At 39.5% G+C, this 20401-nt stretch carries 18 protein-coding genes; 2 read left to right on the forward strand and 16 right to left on the reverse strand.

Features of this window, described 5'->3' with window-relative positions:
* Nucleotides 1-59 precede the first annotated feature (59 nt).
* The 10 genes from HWV58_RS09135 to HWV58_RS09180 form a co-directional block, all read right to left on the reverse strand.
* Nucleotides 60-881: an energy transducer TonB gene (locus HWV58_RS09135; RefSeq protein WP_175633820.1), complete on the reverse strand. Its 822-nt coding sequence runs from the start codon at nt 879-881 to the stop codon at nt 60-62.
* A complete protein-coding gene (locus tag HWV58_RS09140; RefSeq protein WP_039482209.1) occupies nt 881-1282 on the reverse strand; it encodes an ExbD/TolR family protein in 402 nt (133 codons plus the stop codon). Before HWV58_RS09140 ends, HWV58_RS09135 begins: the two co-directional genes overlap by 1 nt.
* Entirely contained in the window at nt 1282-1986 is a 705-nt protein-coding gene (locus HWV58_RS09145) for a MotA/TolQ/ExbB proton channel family protein (RefSeq protein ID WP_039482213.1), read from the reverse strand. Before HWV58_RS09145 ends, HWV58_RS09140 begins: the two co-directional genes overlap by 1 nt.
* The gene (locus HWV58_RS09150; protein ID WP_175633821.1) at nt 1986-3572 is read right to left on the reverse strand and encodes an HU domain-containing protein; all 1587 of its coding nucleotides are present in this window, start codon (nt 3570-3572) and stop codon (nt 1986-1988) included. Before HWV58_RS09150 ends, HWV58_RS09145 begins: the two co-directional genes overlap by 1 nt.
* A gap of 378 nt (nt 3573-3950) precedes the next feature.
* A complete protein-coding gene (locus HWV58_RS09155; RefSeq protein WP_175633822.1) occupies nt 3951-5216 on the reverse strand; it encodes an erythromycin esterase family protein in 1266 nt (421 codons plus the stop codon).
* A gap of 226 nt (nt 5217-5442) precedes the next feature.
* Nucleotides 5443-7140 carry a TonB-dependent receptor gene (locus HWV58_RS09160; RefSeq protein ID WP_175633823.1) on the reverse strand — a complete coding sequence of 566 codons (1698 nt, stop codon included), beginning with the start codon at nt 7138-7140 and terminating at the stop codon, nt 5443-5445.
* A 4-nt stretch (nt 7141-7144) separates the two neighbouring features.
* Nucleotides 7145-10168: a tetratricopeptide repeat protein gene (locus HWV58_RS09165; RefSeq protein ID WP_175633824.1), complete on the reverse strand. Its 3024-nt coding sequence runs from the start codon at nt 10166-10168 to the stop codon at nt 7145-7147.
* A 424-nt stretch (nt 10169-10592) separates the two neighbouring features.
* Complete coding sequence (locus HWV58_RS09170; protein WP_039482225.1) at nt 10593-11522, reverse strand: aspartate carbamoyltransferase catalytic subunit; 930 nt, start codon at nt 11520-11522, stop codon at nt 10593-10595.
* A 7-nt stretch (nt 11523-11529) separates the two neighbouring features.
* A complete protein-coding gene (gene pyrR / locus HWV58_RS09175) occupies nt 11530-12075 on the reverse strand; it encodes a bifunctional pyr operon transcriptional regulator/uracil phosphoribosyltransferase PyrR (RefSeq protein WP_124562171.1) in 546 nt (181 codons plus the stop codon).
* Nucleotides 12076-12197: 122 nt separating this feature from the next.
* Complete coding sequence (locus tag HWV58_RS09180; RefSeq protein WP_175633825.1) at nt 12198-13019, reverse strand: aminotransferase class IV; 822 nt, start codon at nt 13017-13019, stop codon at nt 12198-12200.
* Between the two features lie 132 nt (nt 13020-13151).
* On the opposite strand from HWV58_RS09180, the gene HWV58_RS09185 reads away from it, so the two are divergent.
* Entirely contained in the window at nt 13152-13553 is a 402-nt protein-coding gene (locus tag HWV58_RS09185) for a thiol-disulfide oxidoreductase DCC family protein (protein ID WP_175633826.1), read from the forward strand.
* 3 nt (nt 13554-13556) lie between these two features.
* Here HWV58_RS09185 and HWV58_RS09190 read toward each other — a convergent pair whose 3' ends face one another.
* From HWV58_RS09190 to HWV58_RS09200, 3 genes are all read right to left on the reverse strand, one after another.
* A complete protein-coding gene (locus tag HWV58_RS09190; protein ID WP_175633827.1) occupies nt 13557-13757 on the reverse strand; it encodes a hypothetical protein in 201 nt (66 codons plus the stop codon).
* A 250-nt stretch (nt 13758-14007) separates the two neighbouring features.
* Nucleotides 14008-14382, reverse strand: coding sequence for a DUF779 domain-containing protein (locus tag HWV58_RS09195; RefSeq protein ID WP_175633828.1), 375 nt, complete (start codon nt 14380-14382; stop codon nt 14008-14010).
* A gap of 99 nt (nt 14383-14481) precedes the next feature.
* Complete coding sequence (locus HWV58_RS09200) at nt 14482-15987, reverse strand: aldehyde dehydrogenase family protein (protein ID WP_175633829.1); 1506 nt, start codon at nt 15985-15987, stop codon at nt 14482-14484.
* A 235-nt stretch (nt 15988-16222) separates the two neighbouring features.
* Between HWV58_RS09200 and HWV58_RS09205 the strand changes: the two genes are divergently transcribed.
* The gene (locus HWV58_RS09205) at nt 16223-17149 is read left to right on the forward strand and encodes an AraC family transcriptional regulator (RefSeq protein ID WP_175633830.1); all 927 of its coding nucleotides are present in this window, start codon (nt 16223-16225) and stop codon (nt 17147-17149) included.
* Here the strand turns inward: HWV58_RS09205 and HWV58_RS09210 are convergent.
* The 3 genes from HWV58_RS09210 to HWV58_RS09220 form a co-directional block, all read right to left on the reverse strand.
* Complete coding sequence (locus HWV58_RS09210) at nt 17138-17737, reverse strand: hypothetical protein (protein WP_175633831.1); 600 nt, start codon at nt 17735-17737, stop codon at nt 17138-17140. The two genes, HWV58_RS09205 and HWV58_RS09210, sit on opposite strands and share 12 nt — an antisense overlap.
* A 1-nt stretch (nt 17738) precedes the next feature.
* Nucleotides 17739-18215, reverse strand: coding sequence for an RNA polymerase sigma factor (locus tag HWV58_RS09215; RefSeq protein ID WP_175633832.1), 477 nt, complete (start codon nt 18213-18215; stop codon nt 17739-17741).
* Between the two features lie 264 nt (nt 18216-18479).
* On the reverse strand, nt 18480-20144 hold the full coding sequence (locus HWV58_RS09220) for a beta-N-acetylhexosaminidase (protein ID WP_175633833.1): 1665 nt from the start codon (nt 20142-20144) through the stop codon (nt 18480-18482).
* Between the last annotated feature and the right edge of the window lie 257 nt (nt 20145-20401).

Genomic DNA, 20401 nt, shown 5'->3' on the forward strand with positions numbered 1-20401 from the left:
CAAACAAAAAAAAGCACAGGTATACCTACCTGTGCTTTTCGAATTATTTATTTAAATTATTATTTCACTTTAAAGTTGAAGATTACGATACCCGTTTGTACATCAGGGGCCGATTCTAACTTATTTAAGCTGGCTCCCATTACGGCTTGTTCGCATTTTCTCCATAAAGCCAAATCGGATAGGGTAGTGCCTTTTGCACCTGCACGCGCCTGAACCACTTTACCATTTTTATCGACCCGGATTTGGACAGCAATTTTACCTGCGCTTTGTCCGTCGTCTTGTATACGGGGGATATCGATAAATTTTCTGCTGGCAAGCGAAAGCTGAACATTTCCATTTCCTGAACCGCCTTCACCATAATTAGAAGCTAAAGGATCACCGTCTTTATCGCCCTGGTTTCCAGGTGTACTGCCAGTTCCATCTCCTTGCCCTTGTCCGGTATTCTTTTTACCTTTGTACAAAGCATTTTGATTGATAACCGGTTTTGCAGGTTTTTCTTCTGTTTGTGCAGTTGGGGTAGTAGTTTTAACCTTGGTGGGTTTGGTATTTACCGCTAAAGCCTCTTCCGTATTCTGCGTCTGAATTTCTTTTTCGCTCGATTCGGTTGAAGTATTCGGAGTAACTTTTTCTTCTGGTGTTACTTTATCAGGTGCTTTTTGGTTTGCATTCGGATCAACAGACGGCTCTTCAATGCTGGTGTAATCGTCGCCCATACCTTCTGCCGCAGTACCATAATTTACTACCATACCACCCATACCAATATCCTCTGGCGGCTGGAAAGAGCCGATTACAATGAAAAAGCTGATCACAAGCAGAAAAGCCATTATCCCGGTAGAAATGGCAACTGCTTTTGGGTAATTATTTTCTTCTGCAGTATTCATTATTTTTTAGGCTCAACAGCTAAAACAAGTTTTAATTTCAGTTTATTGGCAACATCATAGGCTACCATAATGTTTTCGGCAGGTACATTTTTAGCTACGTACAATATGATGGTTAAATCGGGGGCCAGTTTTTGGAAGCCTTCGATAACCGGTTGTAACTGATCTTCTGGTGTCGGTTTCTTATCAACGAAATAATTTAACTTTTCGTCTATAGTTACGGTAACTGCTTTTTTGGCTGTAGATTGTTGTCCGCTTGATGATTGGGGCAATAACAATTTAACTACCTGAGGATTTACCACAGCAGATGCCAACAGGAAAAACAGCATCAGGAAGAACATAATGTCATTCAGTGCCGATGTATGTACTTCTACACCTCCTTTTGTTCTTTTGCGTAAATTCATTATTTGCCCGGTTCTTCTAATAAATCAATAAAGTCAATTGCATCAGTTTCCATCTTAAGGATGATTTTCTCTACCATAATATTTAAAATATGGTACAATACATAAGCAATAATACCGATAATTAATCCGGTTGCCGAAGTAATCATTTTGGTGTATAAACCGCCCGAAATGGTTCCGATTTCGATAGCTCCTTTAATTGATACCTGGTGGAAAATGGTAATTACCCCCACAATAGTACCTACGAAACCAAGCATCGGTGCAATACCGGCAACAATACCCAATATGCTGATGTTTTTCTCGAGTTTAGAAACTTCTAATTTACCCACGTTTTCAATGGCACCTTCAATTTCTTTAATCGGGCGACCAATGCGTCTTAAACCTTTTTGCAACATACGCGAAAGGGGAGAGTTATTGTTCCTTAAAAGCGACATGGCTCCATCTAAATTGCCCGATTGGATATATGACCTGATCTGGCCCATCAGGTTCGATTCATCTTTAGTCGCTTTTTTAATGGTTAAGTAACGCTCTACAAATATAACCAATGCTAAAAAGGCCAGAAATGCCAGGGGAATCATTACCCAGCCGCCTTTAAACAATAGATCGATAAAATGTAGTTCTGGTGCAGGCTGTGTTACGGCCTGGTTAATTGCATTTGCTGTGTCTTGTAATGCTTGTGTGGTGTCTTGAATTAATAAAGTTATCATTATGGTTGTGTGTTGTTAAATATGGGTTGTACGTAAAAACCTTTCCCTTTAAGTTTTTTCTGTAATAAATCTCTTTGGCTTATTGCTTCTTTTTCGTTGGTAAATGTACCCAGGCTTATGTTTTGACGTTTGCCCGGCATTTTCGCAATTTTAGCCGTTATACCTACCTTTTTTAAGGTTTTAATGTGTTGCTCGGCTTTTTCAATGCTTCCGAATGAGGCACTGATTACTTCAAATGTAACCGGACCGGTTTTTTTAGCTTCTGTTTCTGGTTTAGCCGGTACTGCTTCTGCTTTTGGCGCTACAGGTATTACTTTTGGTGCCGGATTTTTAACGGTATCGGCCTTTTTCTGTACCTGATTGGCTTTTAAAATGCTATCTGTTTTGGCGATAGAATCTTGTTTTGCTTTCAGGGTATCGATTGCCACCTTTGTCGAGTCAATCGCTGCAGGAGTATTGATTACTGGTTCTGATTGTCCGTTAAACAATTCGGGTTTAACCAGGTAGGTAATGGCAGCAGCAATAATGATAACCAGGGCTACAATAACCACTTTTAACCAGGTAGACATGCCTTGCGATTGTTCTTCGTGCTCAATAGGATCGTGGCCAAAACGGTTTGGATGTTCTTCGTGCTGATGTTTAATAAAAGCAGGAGCCTCAATAACAGGTTCAGCAGGTTTAACCTCTTCTTCGAGTGGAATATAAGTTTTCGGCTGTTCTGATTCTGGTGTATGCCCAAAACGGTTCGGGTGTTCCTCATGTTGGTGTACAACTGCTGGCGGAACTTCTACTTCGTGTGCCTCGGCAGTTTTACTGGCTTCTTCCTGTTCTGGCGTATGTCCAAAACGATTCGGATGCTCTTCGTGCTGGTGAATAATGGCTTCCGGAACTTCAACTTCGTGATGCTCATCAATCGCAGTTGCTTCTTCTGATTCGGGCGTTTCAATTAAAGCCGGATCGGGAACAACAGTTGCAGGAGTTTCTGCACTTTTTTCAACTGCTTGCCCGGTATGTTGTAAGGTTTTTTTAAGATCGTCTTTTACCTCGTCTAACTCTACATTTTCTATTACTGGTTGCTGGTAAGATTTATTTTGAAAAGGTGCAGGTGCAACCGGTGCTTCGGCAATTTCATCATAAACAGCATCATCTTCTTTGGCCGGTTCTGCCTGTGCTTCTTCAACCACAGTGTCGGTAAGTGAGGGCAAGCCGTAAAACTCAGAACCATAGTTCATGTTTTTAATCGGTTCGAAATCCAATCCTTGTTCGGTAAAAAACAAACGACCGGTATTTTCTAACTCAATTTCATGATCCTGCTCCAGTTTCTGGTTAACTTCTTCAACAAATTGTGCGATGTAATATTGGGCACTTTCGGCAGAGATATTTCTTTTGGTCGCAATAAAATCAGTTAACGCTTTTTCTTCGGTAATATCGGCAGCAAACTGAAGGGTATAGCCAGGAGGTAAAAACGTTTGTTTTTCCTTATCGTATCTACCGGGATATTTCTTTTTATAAAAAGTTCCTAAGCCGGTAATCCCAACTTCTTTGCGTTGCTGCAAGAGTTCTAAAAGGTATGATAAGATATCCATTCGGGTAAAATTAGCGTTTTTATTTTAATTTGTTAATTCTACCTTCAAATGTAGCAATGGCCATATTTTTAATTTTCGGTTAAAAAATTGAATACAAGAAAGATATGATTTTTTATGGATGATAACGATTTAAATTATGTTTTCGCAAAAATCATACCTGTATCTACCCAAACATAACGTAGATAAATACAGAAATGGTATATCTGCAAGCAAATGACTAAAGCTTTTCCGATAAATTATAAAGGTAGTGTAACCAATGGTACAATTTCCTGAAGGGTGATTTAACTGCTCAGCGGAGTCCTGAACAACTCTCAGTGTTATAAAGATGCTGTGGCCAGGATAGCGGATGCTGAAGTGAAAAAGTGTTTTACCTATAATTTATTTAACCACTGAGGCACAAGGATACATCTCCCGAATATAAAAAATACCATCGTAAATATCCGTCCACGATGCCGATTCGGTAAAATGATACACGCCCTTCATAAGGAAAGGTTTTTTATTGTCCGGATTTTCTTCACGAAACTGCTTAAAGTTTACGAAAGTATAGGGTACTGTTTCAGGAATCCAGGTTTCAAAACTGTTCTTAGCCGGTAGTTCTACAGTAAACTTTTTATCGGTGTAAGTTCTACCATAGCTTCCAACCCTGGAGTTAAAACCTAAGATATAAGTTTGTTCGTTAAGCTGTTTATCTGCTGTGAATAAATTGCCCATAATTTTAGTCTCTTTACTATTGTGCCATTTTGAGTTTTTGATTAGTTCGGGGTGTTTAATAATATGGGCATTGTGTGCCCAAACAATTATTTTTTCTTTTGGAAACTTGTACTTTAAGAGCCATTTTAAATTCTCTGCCATTTGATTATCCCTAATTTCAGAATCATCACTTTTTTTGCTTAAAAAAGAAATCTCACTTTCAGTTAATGCCATTAAGCTTTTAAGCAGCATCGTTTCAAAAGACGTAGGATCAGCTGCGGAAAGTTCGTGGCTGATTTGTTGTAGTGCTGCCTTAAATTTTCGCTGTTTTTGAAGGTTTTTATTGTACGTTATCGAATCGATAAAAGAGAGAAAATCTACTTGATATTTTTCAGTGTTAGTGTAGTTAATCTTTTTTCCTTTTAAATAATTGTCGATAAATGTTTTCAAATTTGTATCGCTGTAGCTGCCAGTTATCTGATTATCGAAACCAGATATGATTAGTGGATTTTTATCTCGATAAGTTTTTGGTACATAATTGTACAATAAATCGTCGCAAGAATTACATTTGCTCCATATACTAAAAATATTATCCGATAGGAAAGGATCAATTTTAGACTTTTGTTTTTCCAATCGATCCCAGCCTTCGTTTAATGCAAAAAAGTCACTTTCAAATGCCAAAACATTAAATCCTTTTTCTTCGTGAAGATATTTGACTAATCTTGTTTTCGCTAGAAAAGCTGGCGAGTCGCCATGATCCTGTTCGCCCATCATCACCACCCTCGAATCTCCAATTGCTTTTCCAATGGCCTGCAATTCAGAAAAATCAGTCGAATCTGGTGATATGGTTTTAATATCAACCCGCTCATCTGCTACAAATTGTTTTATATCTTTTTGTACGCAAGCCGAAAAAACAATTGAGATAAGTGCGCAGGATAATAATCGGTTTAACATGGTTTATTATTTGATCAGTTAAAAATTTGAAATATAATGTTTTTAACTCACTTATACCTGCCATTCCAACTATTTTGTCCATCGAAAACAGACCTTTTGCAATCTGGCATTTACTAAACAGCCATAACAAAAAATGCCTCCCGATTGCGGAAGGCATTTTTTGTTATGGTTAAATTTCTGAAGTTTTGCCAGGCATTGCCTTGGCAGAAATCGAGTGTTTCCTATTTTAAAACGAATAGGTCAATCCACCAAAAATGTTAAACCCGTTTACCTGGTAGAACAGGTATCTGTTGTAGTTCTTATTCAAAATGTTATTTGCTTTGGCAAAAACAGAGAATTTATTGTTAATTCTATAATCTGCCCCAATACCTAAATCAACAAAACCTTTAATGGTTTCGATTGATTCGATTGAAGTATTCGGCACCACATACTGTTGCGGGTTAACAGGATTAGCAATGTATAATTTTGCTTTAACATCGTCCTGAATAACAACAGCTGCGTTAAAGCTTAACTTTTTGTTGTAGGTGTAAACAAAGTTAGAGCTTACTTTTAAGCCTGGTTTAAACCACGAGTAAGTTTCCTGAGCAGGTTTCCAATCGTCGATATTTAGTTTACCAGTCCATTTTAATGCGTCGCTCACCTGTACCGAGATTTCGCCTTCTAAACCGGTAAGTTTGGTTTTGCCGAAATCATAAATCACATCAAACTTATTAAAATCAGTATAGTTATTTACAAACAGTGGCATGTCATCAAACTGTTTTACATAAATACGGGCTTTATAACCGAAACCTGGTCCGCCGGTACCTTTAATACCTGCACTAAAGCTTAATTTTTCGATGGTATTTCTAATATTGATATTGCTGTTTAACCATGGATTTTCATCAGTTAGACCTTTAAGCGAGTTTCTGTTTACATCTCCTTTTACCTCACCAAAAACCTGCAGGTAATCGGGGATCAAAGTGAAATCGGCAGTAACGGCAGGGAAAATCCTCGAGCTGCTATAAGTACCAAATTCCTGCACAAAATTAATACCTGCTGTGATTTTTGCACCATTAACCTGCAAACGGATGTATGGGTTTAAGCGCAATAAATTGTTGCCAACATTGGTTAAAGCATCTTTGGTATTGCCAAATTCAGTTGAAGCTGCCAAACCTAAATTAAAAGAGCTAATTCGCTTGTTTAAATAACCATTCAGGCTGAAATAGTTTTCTTTAGCGCTAAACTTATCGCCCCAGATATAACCGTTCGCTTTTAAAGCATAGCTAAAGGCATCCTGGTCTTCTGTAAAGTTCTTCACCATTTCACCTTCCAGCTCTACAAAGGTTAAAGCCTGCTTTTCAGGGTTAGGATTTAACGTTGGGCGCACATCATCAATACCGTAAAAATAGGTGCCGTTGCGTTCGAAATTCAGCTTGCCGCTAAAAGTATTTTCATCCAATATGCTGCGGCCGAAAACACTCAACTGCTGACTGCTGCTGTTCTGTTTGTTCAGCTTTCCTTCCTGACTAAAATGTCTGAAATAGCCACCAAGTTGTAAGCCCTCATCTTTACCTGTATTAAAGTAAGCCTCTCCTAAAAGCGTAGCCAACGAACCAAAGGCCCCTTTAACATAATTGTTTACCAATATACTTGCTTTTTCTTCGGCAAGGGCCTGGGCTTGTAGCTTTTGGATATCGCTGTTCAATTCCAGTTTTCTGTCGGTAATGCTGTAGTTCAGTTTGGCCTTGTAGGTTTTAACATCATCCAGGTTCGGACTTCTTCTCAGTTTTACTGCCTCTGCCAAAATTGGCTTATAGGGGCGAACCACTTCAATCTCTTCGTTTACAGCAGTTTTTTCTTCAGGCTTTTTATCCTGCGCCTGTGCAGTCATTAATCCAGCAGCTAAAAAAAACAGTGAACTATATATATATTTAATCGATTTCATATTGCTACTTCTTCTTGTTTAGTTTTTCCAGTTTTTCTTTGGCTGTAGGGATGATGTCATCCTTACCGTCGTAATTATCAATGATACTGAGAAGTGTACTTTTTGCCTGTAAATTATCTTTCAGGGCCACATAGTTATCCGATAGCAGGATGAATGATTTGGCTACCCAATAATCGTAAGAGGCCATGTTGTTAATCAGATCGAAACAGGTTTTAGATGAGGTTTTGTAATCACCTTTATTATACTCTACTAAAGCCAGGTTGTATTTCGCCTCGGCAGCAGCAACCGTTTTGGTTTTGGCCACTACGTTTTTAAATTCTTTCACCGCTGTGGTGGTATCGCCTTTTAATAAATAAGCTTTACCAGAGAATAAGCCCGAACTGTTTTTTTCTTCTTCAGAGGCTTTCTCCGAATCTTTAGTTAACTGCGCATATTTTAACATGTCATCTGGCATGTTTAAGGCCGTGTAAGCCTTTAACAGATTGTTGATGGCAAAACTATAGTGCGATTTATAATCGGTAGTGGTTTCGAGTCTTTTTAAGTAAACGATGGCTTCGTTATACTTTTTCTGATCGAGGAATAACTGTGAAATACTCACCAACGAACGTTCTGTATAATCGCTGGTCCAGTCGTTTAAGATAAACTCGTAATCCGGAATAGCTTCATCCGGACGTTTTAGTTTCACCAGCGATTCGGCCCTTATAAATTTGGCTTCTTTCTCGTGGTTGGCTTTAGGGAATTTATCGAAATAAGCATTAACAGCCTGGAAAGCACCGTTGGCATCGCCTTTTAAGTATAGGTTGTTTACAGCCGCAAAAACGATGTTATCCTGCTCATTGCTCGAGTAATTGCCCAGTGGAGTGGTGTTTGCATAAGTAATAAAACCATTGGCATCGCCACGATCTACATAAATGTTTTTGATCGATTCCATGGCCTGTTTAGCTTCATCAGCAGTCGGGTAATCGGCAATTACCTTTTTAAACGATTCCAAAGCCACATCGTCCTGATCCTGGTTATACTGTACCAAACCAATGGTTACCAAAGCTTTCGGTACATAACTGCTGCGTGGATATTTGGCTACCAGGGCTACCAAATCGGATTTCGATTTATCGAAGTCGCCTTTATTGAAGTAGGTATAAGCCGTTTCGAAACCTGCATCATCGGCATAATTCGAATTTGGGAATTTAGACAACAAACTCTGCATGGTGCCAATTTTAGCATCGTACTGGTTTTCTAAGCCCTGGATCATCCCTTTCTGGAAAGTGGCATAATCTTCGGCGCTGGTGTGCCTGTTTATGATTTTGTTGTAATTGGCCATCGCATCGCCGTAATTCTTGTTTACGAAATAAGAATCGGCTAAACGTATGGTGGCATCATCGATGGTTTTCTGGTCTTTATCATTACCAGCTAAAAATTTCTCGAAATAGTTAGCGGCTTTGCTGTATTTTTCATCTTCGAAAGCTGCGTAAGCGAGGGCGTAGTTGGCAAAATTGTAAACCCCTGTTTTGTCGGCATCGGGCATTTTCAAGAATTTCTCGAAGGTGGTAACGGCCTCGCCATATTTGCGCAGCTCGTACATCGATTCGGCTTTCCAGTAGGTGCTTAAAGCGTGTATTTCATTGTCCTCAGCAAATTTTTCTGAACGTAAGAACATCGATAATGCATTGGGGAATGCCCTTTCGTTGTAAAACTCCAATCCGCGGAAATAGGTAACTTTCTGGTAAGCTTCTTTGGCTTCTAAGGTTTTATCGGGAATTGATTCTAAAATATCAACCGCCGCCTGGTAATTTTTGGTGGTAAGCAATACTTCGCCCAGCAAAGTTTTGGCTTCGTTGATTTTGCGCGATTTCGGGAAAGTTTTTAAGAAACCCTGTGTCGCTTCAAGCGCTTGCTGGTGAAATTCCAGTTCGTAGCTTAATTTGGCATAGTTTAACCAGGCTTCTTCCTGAATTGCTTTGTCGAAATCTAAACGCGAAGCCCTGAAGAAGGCACTTTGGGCTTTTTGTTTATCGTTTAACTGGATAAAAGCTTTACCCAGGGTATGCATACCGTTTTGCAGGTAAACATCATCCGTATTCAGCTTTTCTAAAACTGTTACCGATTCTTTGTATTTCTTATTTTGGAACAAAGAGTAACCATACTGGTAAATGAAAAGGTTGTTCTTAGTCTCGCTTTTATCTTTGGCATAAAATTCAGCAAAGTACTTCTCTGCATTTTTAAACTCGGATTTTGCGAAGTAAGAAGCCGCAACCAAACTCAACATTTCGGGTTCGAACTGTTGTTTGGTTTTTTGCATAACCGGTAAAGCATAGCTGATTACATCATCGTAACGCTCATCTAAATAATACATCGAAGTGATGTAATATGGATAGCTGGCTTCGTAGGTTGGCGAGCCCTTTAGCTTTTCGAAATTGGCAAGGGCAGTTTTATACTCTTTGTTTAGATAGTTGATGTAAGCAAAATAGTAGGTAGCACTTTCCTGAAAAGCACCTTCTTCTTTTTTAACTTTCTCGAATAAAGGTTCTGCTTTTTCGTAATCTTTAAGTTCGAAATAGGCATATCCCTGTTTAAACTGGTATTCGTTTCTTTGTTTGCCCGAAAGGGTAGAAGGATCGGTTTTTTCGAACCACTCTAAAGCTTTTTTATAGTTTTTTTGGTTAAAATAAGTTTTTCCAACATAAAAATAAGCCAGTTTGGTATTCGGGTTTAGCGGATAATCGCGGATAAAAGCCTGAAACAAACTTTCGGCATCGCTATTGGTTAATTCAAGCGCGCAAACGGCAGCATAGAATTTTGCATTTTCTTTTAACAGCGAAAGTTCGGCATTGCTCTCGGTTTGGGTAGAAGGCTTATAACGTTGTAGCTCAACCAGTTTAAACTGTTGGGCAGCTGCCGTATATTTTTCTTTGTCTAATAATTCTAAGCCAGTTTGATAGTTTTTATTAAGGTTTTGCACGGCGCTAACCTGGGCGTAGGCGCTAAAACCTCCTGCTACAAATAGCGGAATTAGTAAGTATTTTTTCTGCATTGGTTTCAAATATGGTTGGTACTAAATTAGAAATAGTATCAAAGCTTATCAACAGAAGTAATTAACATCTGTTAATAACAGCAATAAACGATAGGATTTTTGGTTTGGTATTGGCTAAAGTACGAATGTGGAAAATTAGCCGCCTGGCTATTGGTTCATTAGTTCAGTAGCCATTAGTTCATTGGTGGGGTTGTCGCAGATGACGAAATTGCCTAGTAGTTTAACTGGTTAATCGTATAAACTGGTTAACTGTTTAAATCGGTTAACTGTGTTGTAATTGTTAAGTTGTTAGAGCTTGTTACATTGCTAACTGGAAACTGTGTACCGTTTATTAGCTATCGGCAACAGTTTAGACTTCAGACTATCGACTATGAACCAATTGAGCTGAGGACTCAGAACTCCAATCTCTTAACTCTAAACTAATCTACCCCTGGCTTGCCAGCAGATACAGTACGGCCATCCGGATGGCAACGCCGTTTTCTACCTGTTCTAAAATGATAGATTGTTTGCTGTCGGCTACATCACTGGTAATCTCTACGCCACGGTTTATCGGACCAGGGTGCATCACCACGATTTCTTTATCAAGGTTATCTAAGATCTGTTTATTTAAGCCATACATCATGGCGTACTCTCTTAGCGAAGGGAAATATTTAATATCCTGGCGCTCCAGCTGGATACGCAGCATATTGGCTACATCGCACCAGTTCAGGGCTTTTATCAGGTTATGTTCTACTTTTACACCAAGCTGGTGGATGTGTTTAGGAATCAATGTAGTAGGGCCGCACACCATTACCTCAGCGCCTAAACGCTGTAAGCAAAGGATATTGGAGATGGCTACGCGTGAATGCAGGATATCGCCCACGATCACTACTTTTTTACCTGCAACATCGCCCAGTTTCTGGCGGATAGAGAAAGCATCAAGTAAGGCTTGTGTTGGATGCTCGTGTGCACCATCGCCGGCATTTACGATCTGTGCTTTAACGTGTTTGCTTAAAAACTGACCTGCACCTGCATATGGATGACGCATAACTACCATATCTACCTTCATGGATAGAATGTTGTTTACCGTATCAATCAGGGTTTCGCCCTTGCTTACTGAGGAAGAGGAAGCCGCGAAATTAACCACATCGGCCGAAAGTCTTTTTTCTGCAAGCTCGAAAGAAAGCTTCGTTCGGGTAGAGTTTTCGAAAAAAATGTTGGCAATAGTAATATCACGAAGTGAAGGCACCTTTTTAATGGGCCTGTTTATCACTTCCTTAAAATTATCTGCAGTTTCGAAAATCAATTCGATATCATTCCGGTTAATATCTTTAATGCCTAAAAGATGTCGGGTTGATAATTTTTCAGCTGCCATTTTTAATTTATTGTTTTTCCGATAATAAAACTACTTTGTCTTCACTTCCTTCGCTTGTCCAGGTTACTTTTACCTGTTGCGAATTTAGGCTGTCTACCTGATGTCCGATATAATCGGGCTCAATTGGTAAGTGCCTGCTGAACCTCCGGTCTATTAAAACCAAAAGTTCTACTTTTTCTGGGCGGCCATAGGCTAATAGCGCATCTAGTGCTGCCCTGATGGTTCTACCGGTCCAAAGTACATCATCAATTAAGATTACTTTTTTGCCTTCGATAATAAAATCGATAGAATTGCTGCTTGCGGTAACCAGTCCGTCTTTACGGCGAAAATCATCCCTGAAAAAAGTAATATCGAGGTTTCCCTTTAATATTTTTTTGTTTTTAAGGATGGTTTGTAGTTCCTGGTGAATACGGTCGGCCAAAAAGATACCTCTTGGCTGAATGCCAATTAAAACGGTATTCGAGAAATCGTCGTGGTTTTCAATTAACTGATGGCAGAGCCTCTTAATTGTAATCTGAATTTTTTGTCCGTCAAGAAGTGTTTTCTTTTGCATTGAAGAAGGATTGGGCAAATATATAAAAATGTTTTAAGGTTGGAAAGCCGGATGCCGATTGTTTTGGCTTTCGTTTGCTAAATTATTAAGTTTCAGTTATTATCAATTGCAATATTTTATACCTATTGCTGTTGGTAATCATCAATGAGTTGAAGAAGTTTGCTGTTTATTGCTTTTACTACTTCGAAAGTGCCATTGCCAATTTCTTTGCCATCAATTACGCTCACCGGCCAGGCATTTTTAGTCGAACTGCTGATAAAGGCCTCTTTTGCGGTGTATAATTCTTCGAGTTGAAAATCTCGCTCAACTATTTTGTACCCTGCAATTTCGAAATTTAAAATTTTACTGCGGGTAATTCCTCTTAAAATTTCTGTTTTAGGTGTTACAATGTGATGATCGGTTACCATAAAAAAGTTTGCCCTCGGGCATTCTCTGATAAGGCCGTTATTGTGGTACAACAAATCTTCAGCTCCACTGTTTTTAACAAAAGATTGCAGCCTGATAGCTTGCAGATAATCGATTGTTTTAACCATGGGCAACTGGCGCTGGTGGTTGTAGCTAAGTAGTTTCAAAGGGTTTATAAACGGATCTGGATTAGCCCCTAAAGGTGTTTGCGTTATGATGAGGTTCGGTTTGCTCATGGTATAGCCATCAAGGGCAAAACCACCTGTTAAAATTATTTTGATGCCTGAGTTGGGGATATTGTTTTTTTCAATTAGCTGGTTTATACTTTCGCTTAGTTGTGCGCGGTTAAAGCCCACTTCCATATTCATTTCCGCTGCAGAGTGGTAAAACCTGTCGAAATAATCGTCGATAAAAATGGGTTTATGGTTTACCGTTTTAAGAAAATCGAAAATGCCAAAGCCCCTTTGCACAGCTAAATCACTAACCGAAATTTTGGCCTCTGCAGCCGGGTACAATTTGTTGTTTATTGAAATATACATCGCACTGGTGGTGTTTGATATGATATTTAAAATTAAGCTAATTGAACTTGAATTGCTAAATTTTTGATGGAATTAAGGGCTAATAATACAAAAACCTGATTTTTGTACAGGCGTTAATTGTTAATTTTAGCCATGTTTAACAAGCCAATAATCTTTTTTGATGGTGTATGTAACCTTTGTAATGCATCGGTTCAGTTTGTTATTGCGCACGATAAAAAAGATCAGTTTAGTTTCTCAGCTATTCAGGGTGAGTTGGCTAAAGAAGTTCTTCCTAAATTTAAGGTAGACCCGGGTGAACTCAATACAGTCATGCTTTTAGCAGAAGGAAAATTATACACCAAATCTTCTGCAGCATTGCAGATTGCAAAAAAACTAAGCGGGGCCTGGCCGCTTCTGTATGGTTTTATCATTATCCCGAAATTTATACGAGACTGGGTTTACAACATCATCGCTAAAAACCGATACAAGTGGTGGGGCAAAGAAGAAAGCTGCTGGGTGCCAACTCCCAGGTTAAAAAGTAAATTTTATCCCTAGCAGTTACTGGTTGTTGTTCTTTTTGCGTGGCGACCAAAGCCAAAACGTGAGGATAATTAAAGGAATGCAGATGCTTAATGCAATTACAATCATAATTGCCCGCTGTTTAACCATATCGGGCTCAGTAGATGTAAATACATATACCGCTTCTTTAATGGCAAAAAGTGTAATAATGGTACAGATTACAGCAAATATTTTCCTCATGGTTTGAATTTGAATGCAAAGATTGCATAAATTTTTAAAAGGAGGGAATTGACAGAATAAATTTCCAATCGCAGCGTACAAAATAATATTCGTCATCATCTCGACTGAAGCGCAGCGAAATGGAGAGATCTGTTTTGGTAGATCTCTCGGCTACGTTACACTTTGCTCGAGATGACGACTTCTTATTAAAACAAAAAAGCCGGTTGGAATACTCCAAGCCGACCTCTTTTTAAACCAAATAAACCAAAAATTACTCTGCTGTTTTTACCGGAGCCAGGTCTTTTAATTCCTCTTCAGTAAATAAGCGGTAATGTATTTTAAAAGTTTTTTGAAGCGGGGTTTCTAAAGAAAAACCACCTACACCAAATCCATCCAGCACATCGAGCGTGAAATGCGAAAATTGCCAGTATTCAAAAAGATCGCGGTCTACCCAAAATTCGCAGTTTTCTACTTCGCCGAGGCAAACATCGTTCATGCGCAAATAGTAGCCTCCTTTTTCAAAACATTGGGGTTGCGTGCCCTCGCAACAACCACCTGCCTGGTAAAAGATCAGCTCGCCGTGTTTTTCTTTAAGTATTGCAATCAGTTCTTTTGCTTTGGTTGTACTTTCAATCCGCTTAATCATGGTAGCTTTTGGATTAAGATCCTCAATAGTAAAAATTACGGCAGATCTGTAATAAACCTGCCGCAATCAAATTAACCAACGGTGGATTTAATTTTTTTACTAAAAGAAACCTAGTTTATTTTTATCATAAGAAATAAGCATGTTTTTGCTTTGGCGGTAATGGCCCAGCATCATTTTATGGTTTTCCCTTCCTACGCCCGATTGCTTGTAGCCCCCGAAAGGCGCACCTGCAGGGTATGCGTGATACTGGTTTACCCAAACACGGCCCGCCTGAATGGCTCTCGGTACCTGGTAAAGTTCGTGCGCATCGCGGGTCCAAACGCCGGCACCAAGGCCATATAATGTATCGTTTGCTATCTCAATGGCTTCTTCAACGGTTTTGAAAGTTGTAACAGCCAGCACCGGGCCAAAAATTTCTTCCTGGAAAATCCGCATTTTGTTATGGCCCTTAAAAATGGTGGGTTTAATGTAGTAACCACCACCTAAATCGCCACTAAGCTCATTTACTTCGCCTCCGGTTAATATCTCGGCACCTTCTTCTTTACCAAGTTTAATGTAAGCCGCAATTTTTTCGTATTGTATTTTCGAAGCCTGAGCACCCATCATTACCGTACGGTCTAACGGACTTCCAATTTTAATCGCTTTTGTACGTTCAATAACTTTGGCGATAAATTTTTCATAAATATCTTCCTGTACCAGCAAACGGGAAGGGCAGGTACAGATTTCGCCCTGGTTTAAAGCAAACATTACCGCACCTTCAACCGCTTTATCTAAAAAGGCATCGTCTTCGGCCATTACCGAACTGAAGAAAATATTAGGCGATTTACCACCCAGCTCTAAGGTAACCGGGATGATATTTTCAGTTGCATATTGCATTACCAAACGCCCGGTTGGGGTAGAGCCGGTAAAGGCAGCTTTGGATACTTTTGGATTGGTAACCAGTGCACGGCCAAGTTCTGCGCCGAAACCGTTTACTACATTTACTACTCCGGGAGGCAGTAAATCGCCTATCAGTTCCATTAATATCATAATCGATACCGGTGTGCTCTCGGCGGGTTTTAAAACCACGCAGTTACCAGCAGCAAGGGCAGGGGCCAGTTTCCAGATTCCCATTAACAGCGGGAAATTCCAGGGGATAATTTGTGCTACCACACCAATAGGCTCGTGCACGATTAAGGATACGGTATTGTGATCTAATTCAGAAAGAGAACCTTCTTCGGCGCGGATTACGCCAGCAAAATACCTGAAATGATCGATACCCAGAGGCAAATCGGCGGCCAGGGTTTCGCGTACCGCTTTACCGTTATCAATCGTTTCAACTGTGGCCAGGTATTCGAGATTATCTTCCATCCGCTGGGCAATTTTATTGAGTATAATGCTCCTTTCGGTTGAAGAGGTTTTACTCCAGGTTTTAAATGCTTCGTGTGCAGCATCAACGGCGAGGGCTAAATCTTCTTTGGTAGAATGTGCGGCTTTGGTAAATACTTTTCCATCAATGGGAGAGACATTATCGAAATACGCACCTTTTACCGGTGCTACAAATTTTCCGCCGATGTAATTATCGTAGTGGGATTTGAATACCGGTTTTTCAATTAAGTTTTCCATAATTATTATTGAATTTTTGCGGTTCGAAAACAACTTTTGGGTCTTTCTGAAAAAGATATCCTTCTTGTTTTCTTTACGGTTTTAAGATTTGGTTAATACAAACCTACTTGCAATTGTGCGGCGATGATAGTATAATTGCCTCAACCGATAGCATTATTGTTGCAGTGTGGCAAAGCTTGCCAAAATACCTTTATATTTGAGTAGAGTAATGCTCGCTAACCAAATCTTTATTGTTATGGCACATGTACTGGATCAGGTAAGTTTAAGTAAAACGGAAAGTTTACAAACTTTAGTAGAGAACCGGACCTCTTATACTTTAGCGCGTTGCGAGCTGAATGTTTTTGAAACCTATACCGAATCGTACAGGGTTCCACTTACTTTTAACGATTTTGTAATTACGAGTATGCTTCGGGGTAAAAAGGTAATGCACTTGTTCGATAAAAAAGGTTTTGACTACTTTCCGGGCCAAACCGTTATCGTTCCGCCGGCAGTAACGATGAAAATTGATTTTCCGGAAGCCTCAAATGTAAATCCTACCCAATGTATTGCACTGGCAATAGATCAGGATCAGATTAAGAAAACCATTGCTTATTTAAACGAGTTTTTCCCGAAAGAAGGGAGTAACGAAAAGTGGTTGTTAAATTACGATCAATATCATTTTTACAACAATGAGGAAATTGCTTACCTGATTAACAAAGTGATCCGCATTTGCTCCGAACGCTCAAAGGAAAAAGATATTCTGGCCGATTTAACCTTAAAAGAATTGCTGGTAAGAATAATGCAAACCCAGAACCTGAATATCTTAAACAGCGATACCCATAATCCCAACCATAACCCACTGGCTTTTGTGCTCAACTACATTAAGGCCAATTTAAACGAGAAGATTAACATTAATAGTTTAAGCGATAAGGCCTGCATGAGTAAAGCTACCTTTTACCGCCTGTTTAAACGCGAGTTGGGCATTAGTCCAAACGATTTTATTTTAACCGAAAAAATTAATAAGGCCAAAGTGCTTTTATCGCAGCCTGGAGGTAAAGTAGCGTCTATTAGCTATGAACTGGGTTTTAGTGATGCCAATTATTTTATCCGTGCCTTTAAAAAGATTGTGGGCATTACGCCCGGTGCTTACCAGCTACAGGTTGCCAGCCAGTTAATCCATTAAATCATTTAGCTTATCGGTCAGCTGTTTTAAAGGTTTGGCAAAAATACTGTTGTTCATTCGTTTAGTAAGCCAGGTAAAAGGAATACCAACCAGTGCCAGTAAAGCCATTTGTATAAAGAAATTAGGCAACTGAATTACTTGTTCAAAGGTATGGTGTACACATAAACGGTATGCCAGCAAGCCAATGGGGCCAGCCAATGGCAAAAAGATGTACCCGAAAATTGTTTCGCCCCTTAAAATCTTTTTTATAGCCTTAAGGTTATCGTTAAGCACCTGTTTGGTGTTGGCATTGTAATCTACAGCCGTTTTAATTTTATTAAAATCGCGCACACCCAGCGCCCTGCAAATCTCGTAGGTAGCAACTATGAGCAGAAGCAATATTTTTAAATCGCCGCTAACAAATATGGCGAGGGCTAAAAGCGGGAGGTCAATAATTCTGATCCACCTTAATTTCCATTTCAACTTAAAAATCAGCTCCTGTAAAAGGCTGTGTGCTTTTTCATCGATAGTGAGTTTCGAGGTTTCTATCTGGTTGGCTTTTGCGCTAAATTCTACACCCAGGTTTTGCCATTCTTGTTCTAAATTCATGTTATTTGCCTGTTAAAAGTGTGGTTAATTGTTGTTTAATACGGTGTAATTTCACGTTGGTATGATTTCGGGATATCCCCATCATTTCACTGATTTCGGTATTATCGAAACCATCGAGATGCAGCATCACGATACTACGGTCAATTTCTGTTAACTGTTTAATGCAGCGGTATAGCCAGTCGGCTCGTTCTGATAGTTCAGGCGGGTCGAAATAATGATCGAATACCCCACGTGTTTTAAGCCTTGTTTGTTTTTGCTGTTTGCTTAAAAAAGAGAGCGATACATTTAAACTCAGCTTATAAAGCCAGGTCGAAAATTTGGCCTCACCTTTAAAGCGTGGATAAGCCTGCCAGCTATGGAAAACAATTTCCTGGTATAAATCTTTGCGGTCTTCCTCCTCATCGGCATAGAGGTTTACCATTTTATAGATAATGCCTTTATGTGCTTCGAGTTTATCGAGATAAGATTTTGCTATCATACCTTATTTAGCCTGGTCTGCTGGTTTAGTCGTCGATTTTAATGTTTTCTGATATTGGTAGATTCCGATAACCAAAGATATTGCCGCCACAAGCAATAACGGATATTTTAAAAAGTAGGGTAAATTGGTGCAGCTTACTACACAAATTAAAAATGCTGTTGTTCCGAGTTTTGAGGTTTTGGTTTCCATATTGCTTCAATAACTGATTAATTAATTTTGAACAGTTAGTAAGCAATGGCGACAAAAAATTACAGGGAAGTAAAATTAATTTTCAAGGTATTTTTTAGCATAGGTAATGCCCATCAAATCGTATCGTTTAAACTGCGTTTTCAGGCGTTTTTGGAAATCGGTATAGTTGCGTTTTTCTTTCGGACTCCATAAAACTTCGCTTAAGGCATCCAGTCTTGGAAACAGCTGATATTGCACTTTGGCGGGGTTGGTGATGTATTCGCTCCACAAACAGCCCTGTGCACCCCAAATATATCTGGCCTGCTCGGCATTCAATTCTGCCGGTACAGGTTCGTAATTATACACGCCCATTAAAGGCGAAAGTTTATTGGCGGTTAAACTATCTTCTTTTGCAAACTGAGCGTGATTAAAGTACATTTTGTCTTCGGGTGTCATAATGGCTTTGTGGTTTTGTTTTGCGGCCTCAATGCCACCTTTTTCACCCTGCCAGCTCATTACCACTGCATTTGGAGCCAGTCCACCCTGTAAAATCTCATTCCAGCCAATGATGGTTTTGCCTTTGCTGTTAACAAACTGCTCCATCCTTCGGATAAAATAGCTCTGCAGCTCGCTTTCGGTTTTTAAACCATTGGCCTTCATAACCTGCTGCGAAACGGCCGATTTTTTCCACCATACTTTAGATGCTTCATCGCCACCAATGTGAATATAAGGAGATGGGAATAGGGCCATTACCTCGGTTAAAACATTTTCTAAAAACTTAAAAGTCGTATCTGAAGCCTGTAGTACATTGTTGTATTTGTTCATCATGCCCCAGGTTTCGGCTACCGCGTACTTTTTGTTCGGTTCGGTGCCTAATTCGGGGTATGCAGCAAGTAAAGCCATGCTGTGTGCGGGCATTTCAATCTCTGGTATAATGGTAACGTAGCGTTTAGCTGCATAATCAACCACTTCTTTAATCTGTTCCTGCGAGTAAAAGCCGCCATGGCGAATGCCATCGGTTTTAATCACGGCATCTTTTGGCGTAATTTTTACCTCGTTTGGTAAAACTTGATATTTGATGTTTTCGTTGCCTTTTCCCGGCCATAAACCAATAATGCTGCCATTGCGCCATGCTCCGATTTCGGTTAGTTTAGGATATTTTTTGATCTCAATTCTCCAGCCATGGTCATCGGTTAAATGCCAGTGAAAGTAATTCATTTTATGGAGGGCTAAATAATCGATGTATTGTTTAATAAAAGCCACATCAAAAAAATGGCGACTCACATCAAGGTGCATGCCACGGTAACCAAAGCGTGGATAATCGGTAATTGAAACAGCCGGAATGGTTAGTACAGGGGCTTTGGCTGTTGGTAGTAATTGAATAAGCGTCTGGATACCATAAAAGGCAGCAGTATCTGAACCTGCCAATATGGTAACAGCGTTTTGATCTGAGTTTAACTGATATTGACTGGTTTTTACGTGGGATGGATCAATGATCAGGTTGATCATATTTTTGCGTTTGAGATCCAGGTTTTTGAACCACTTTAATTTTAAATTGTAGTTTTTACTCAGGTATTCATCCAGAAAACTGATGCAGGCATTGCCACCAAAATCAGTATACAAACTGGTGGTAATATCTAATTGAAAAGGTTTTTCCTGTGCTTTGAATTGAAGTGCTACCGGCTGCGGAATAATACTGATCTCCTGTGCCGAAATTTTGAACGAAATAAGGATCAGGAACAAAAAGATAATTTTTCTCATGATGAAAAGACTAGGTTACGCTCTTCAAAAGTAGTAATAATAGGAGGGATGTGCGAGATAAGTAGGGAAGAACGGATTATTTTGTTACATAATAAAGAAAGTGGTCATTGCGAGGAGGTACGACGAAGCAATCTTACAACGGTCGTTGCGCCCATGCCAAAAAGATTGCTTCGTCGGCTGAAAAAGCCTTCTCGCAATGACGGCAACCTAAAACAAAAAAAATCCCGATAACTTTCGCTATCGGGATTAATTTATCA

The organism is Pedobacter ghigonis, from assembly GCF_903166585.1.
Lineage (GTDB): Bacteria > Bacteroidota > Bacteroidia > Sphingobacteriales > Sphingobacteriaceae > Pedobacter > Pedobacter ghigonis.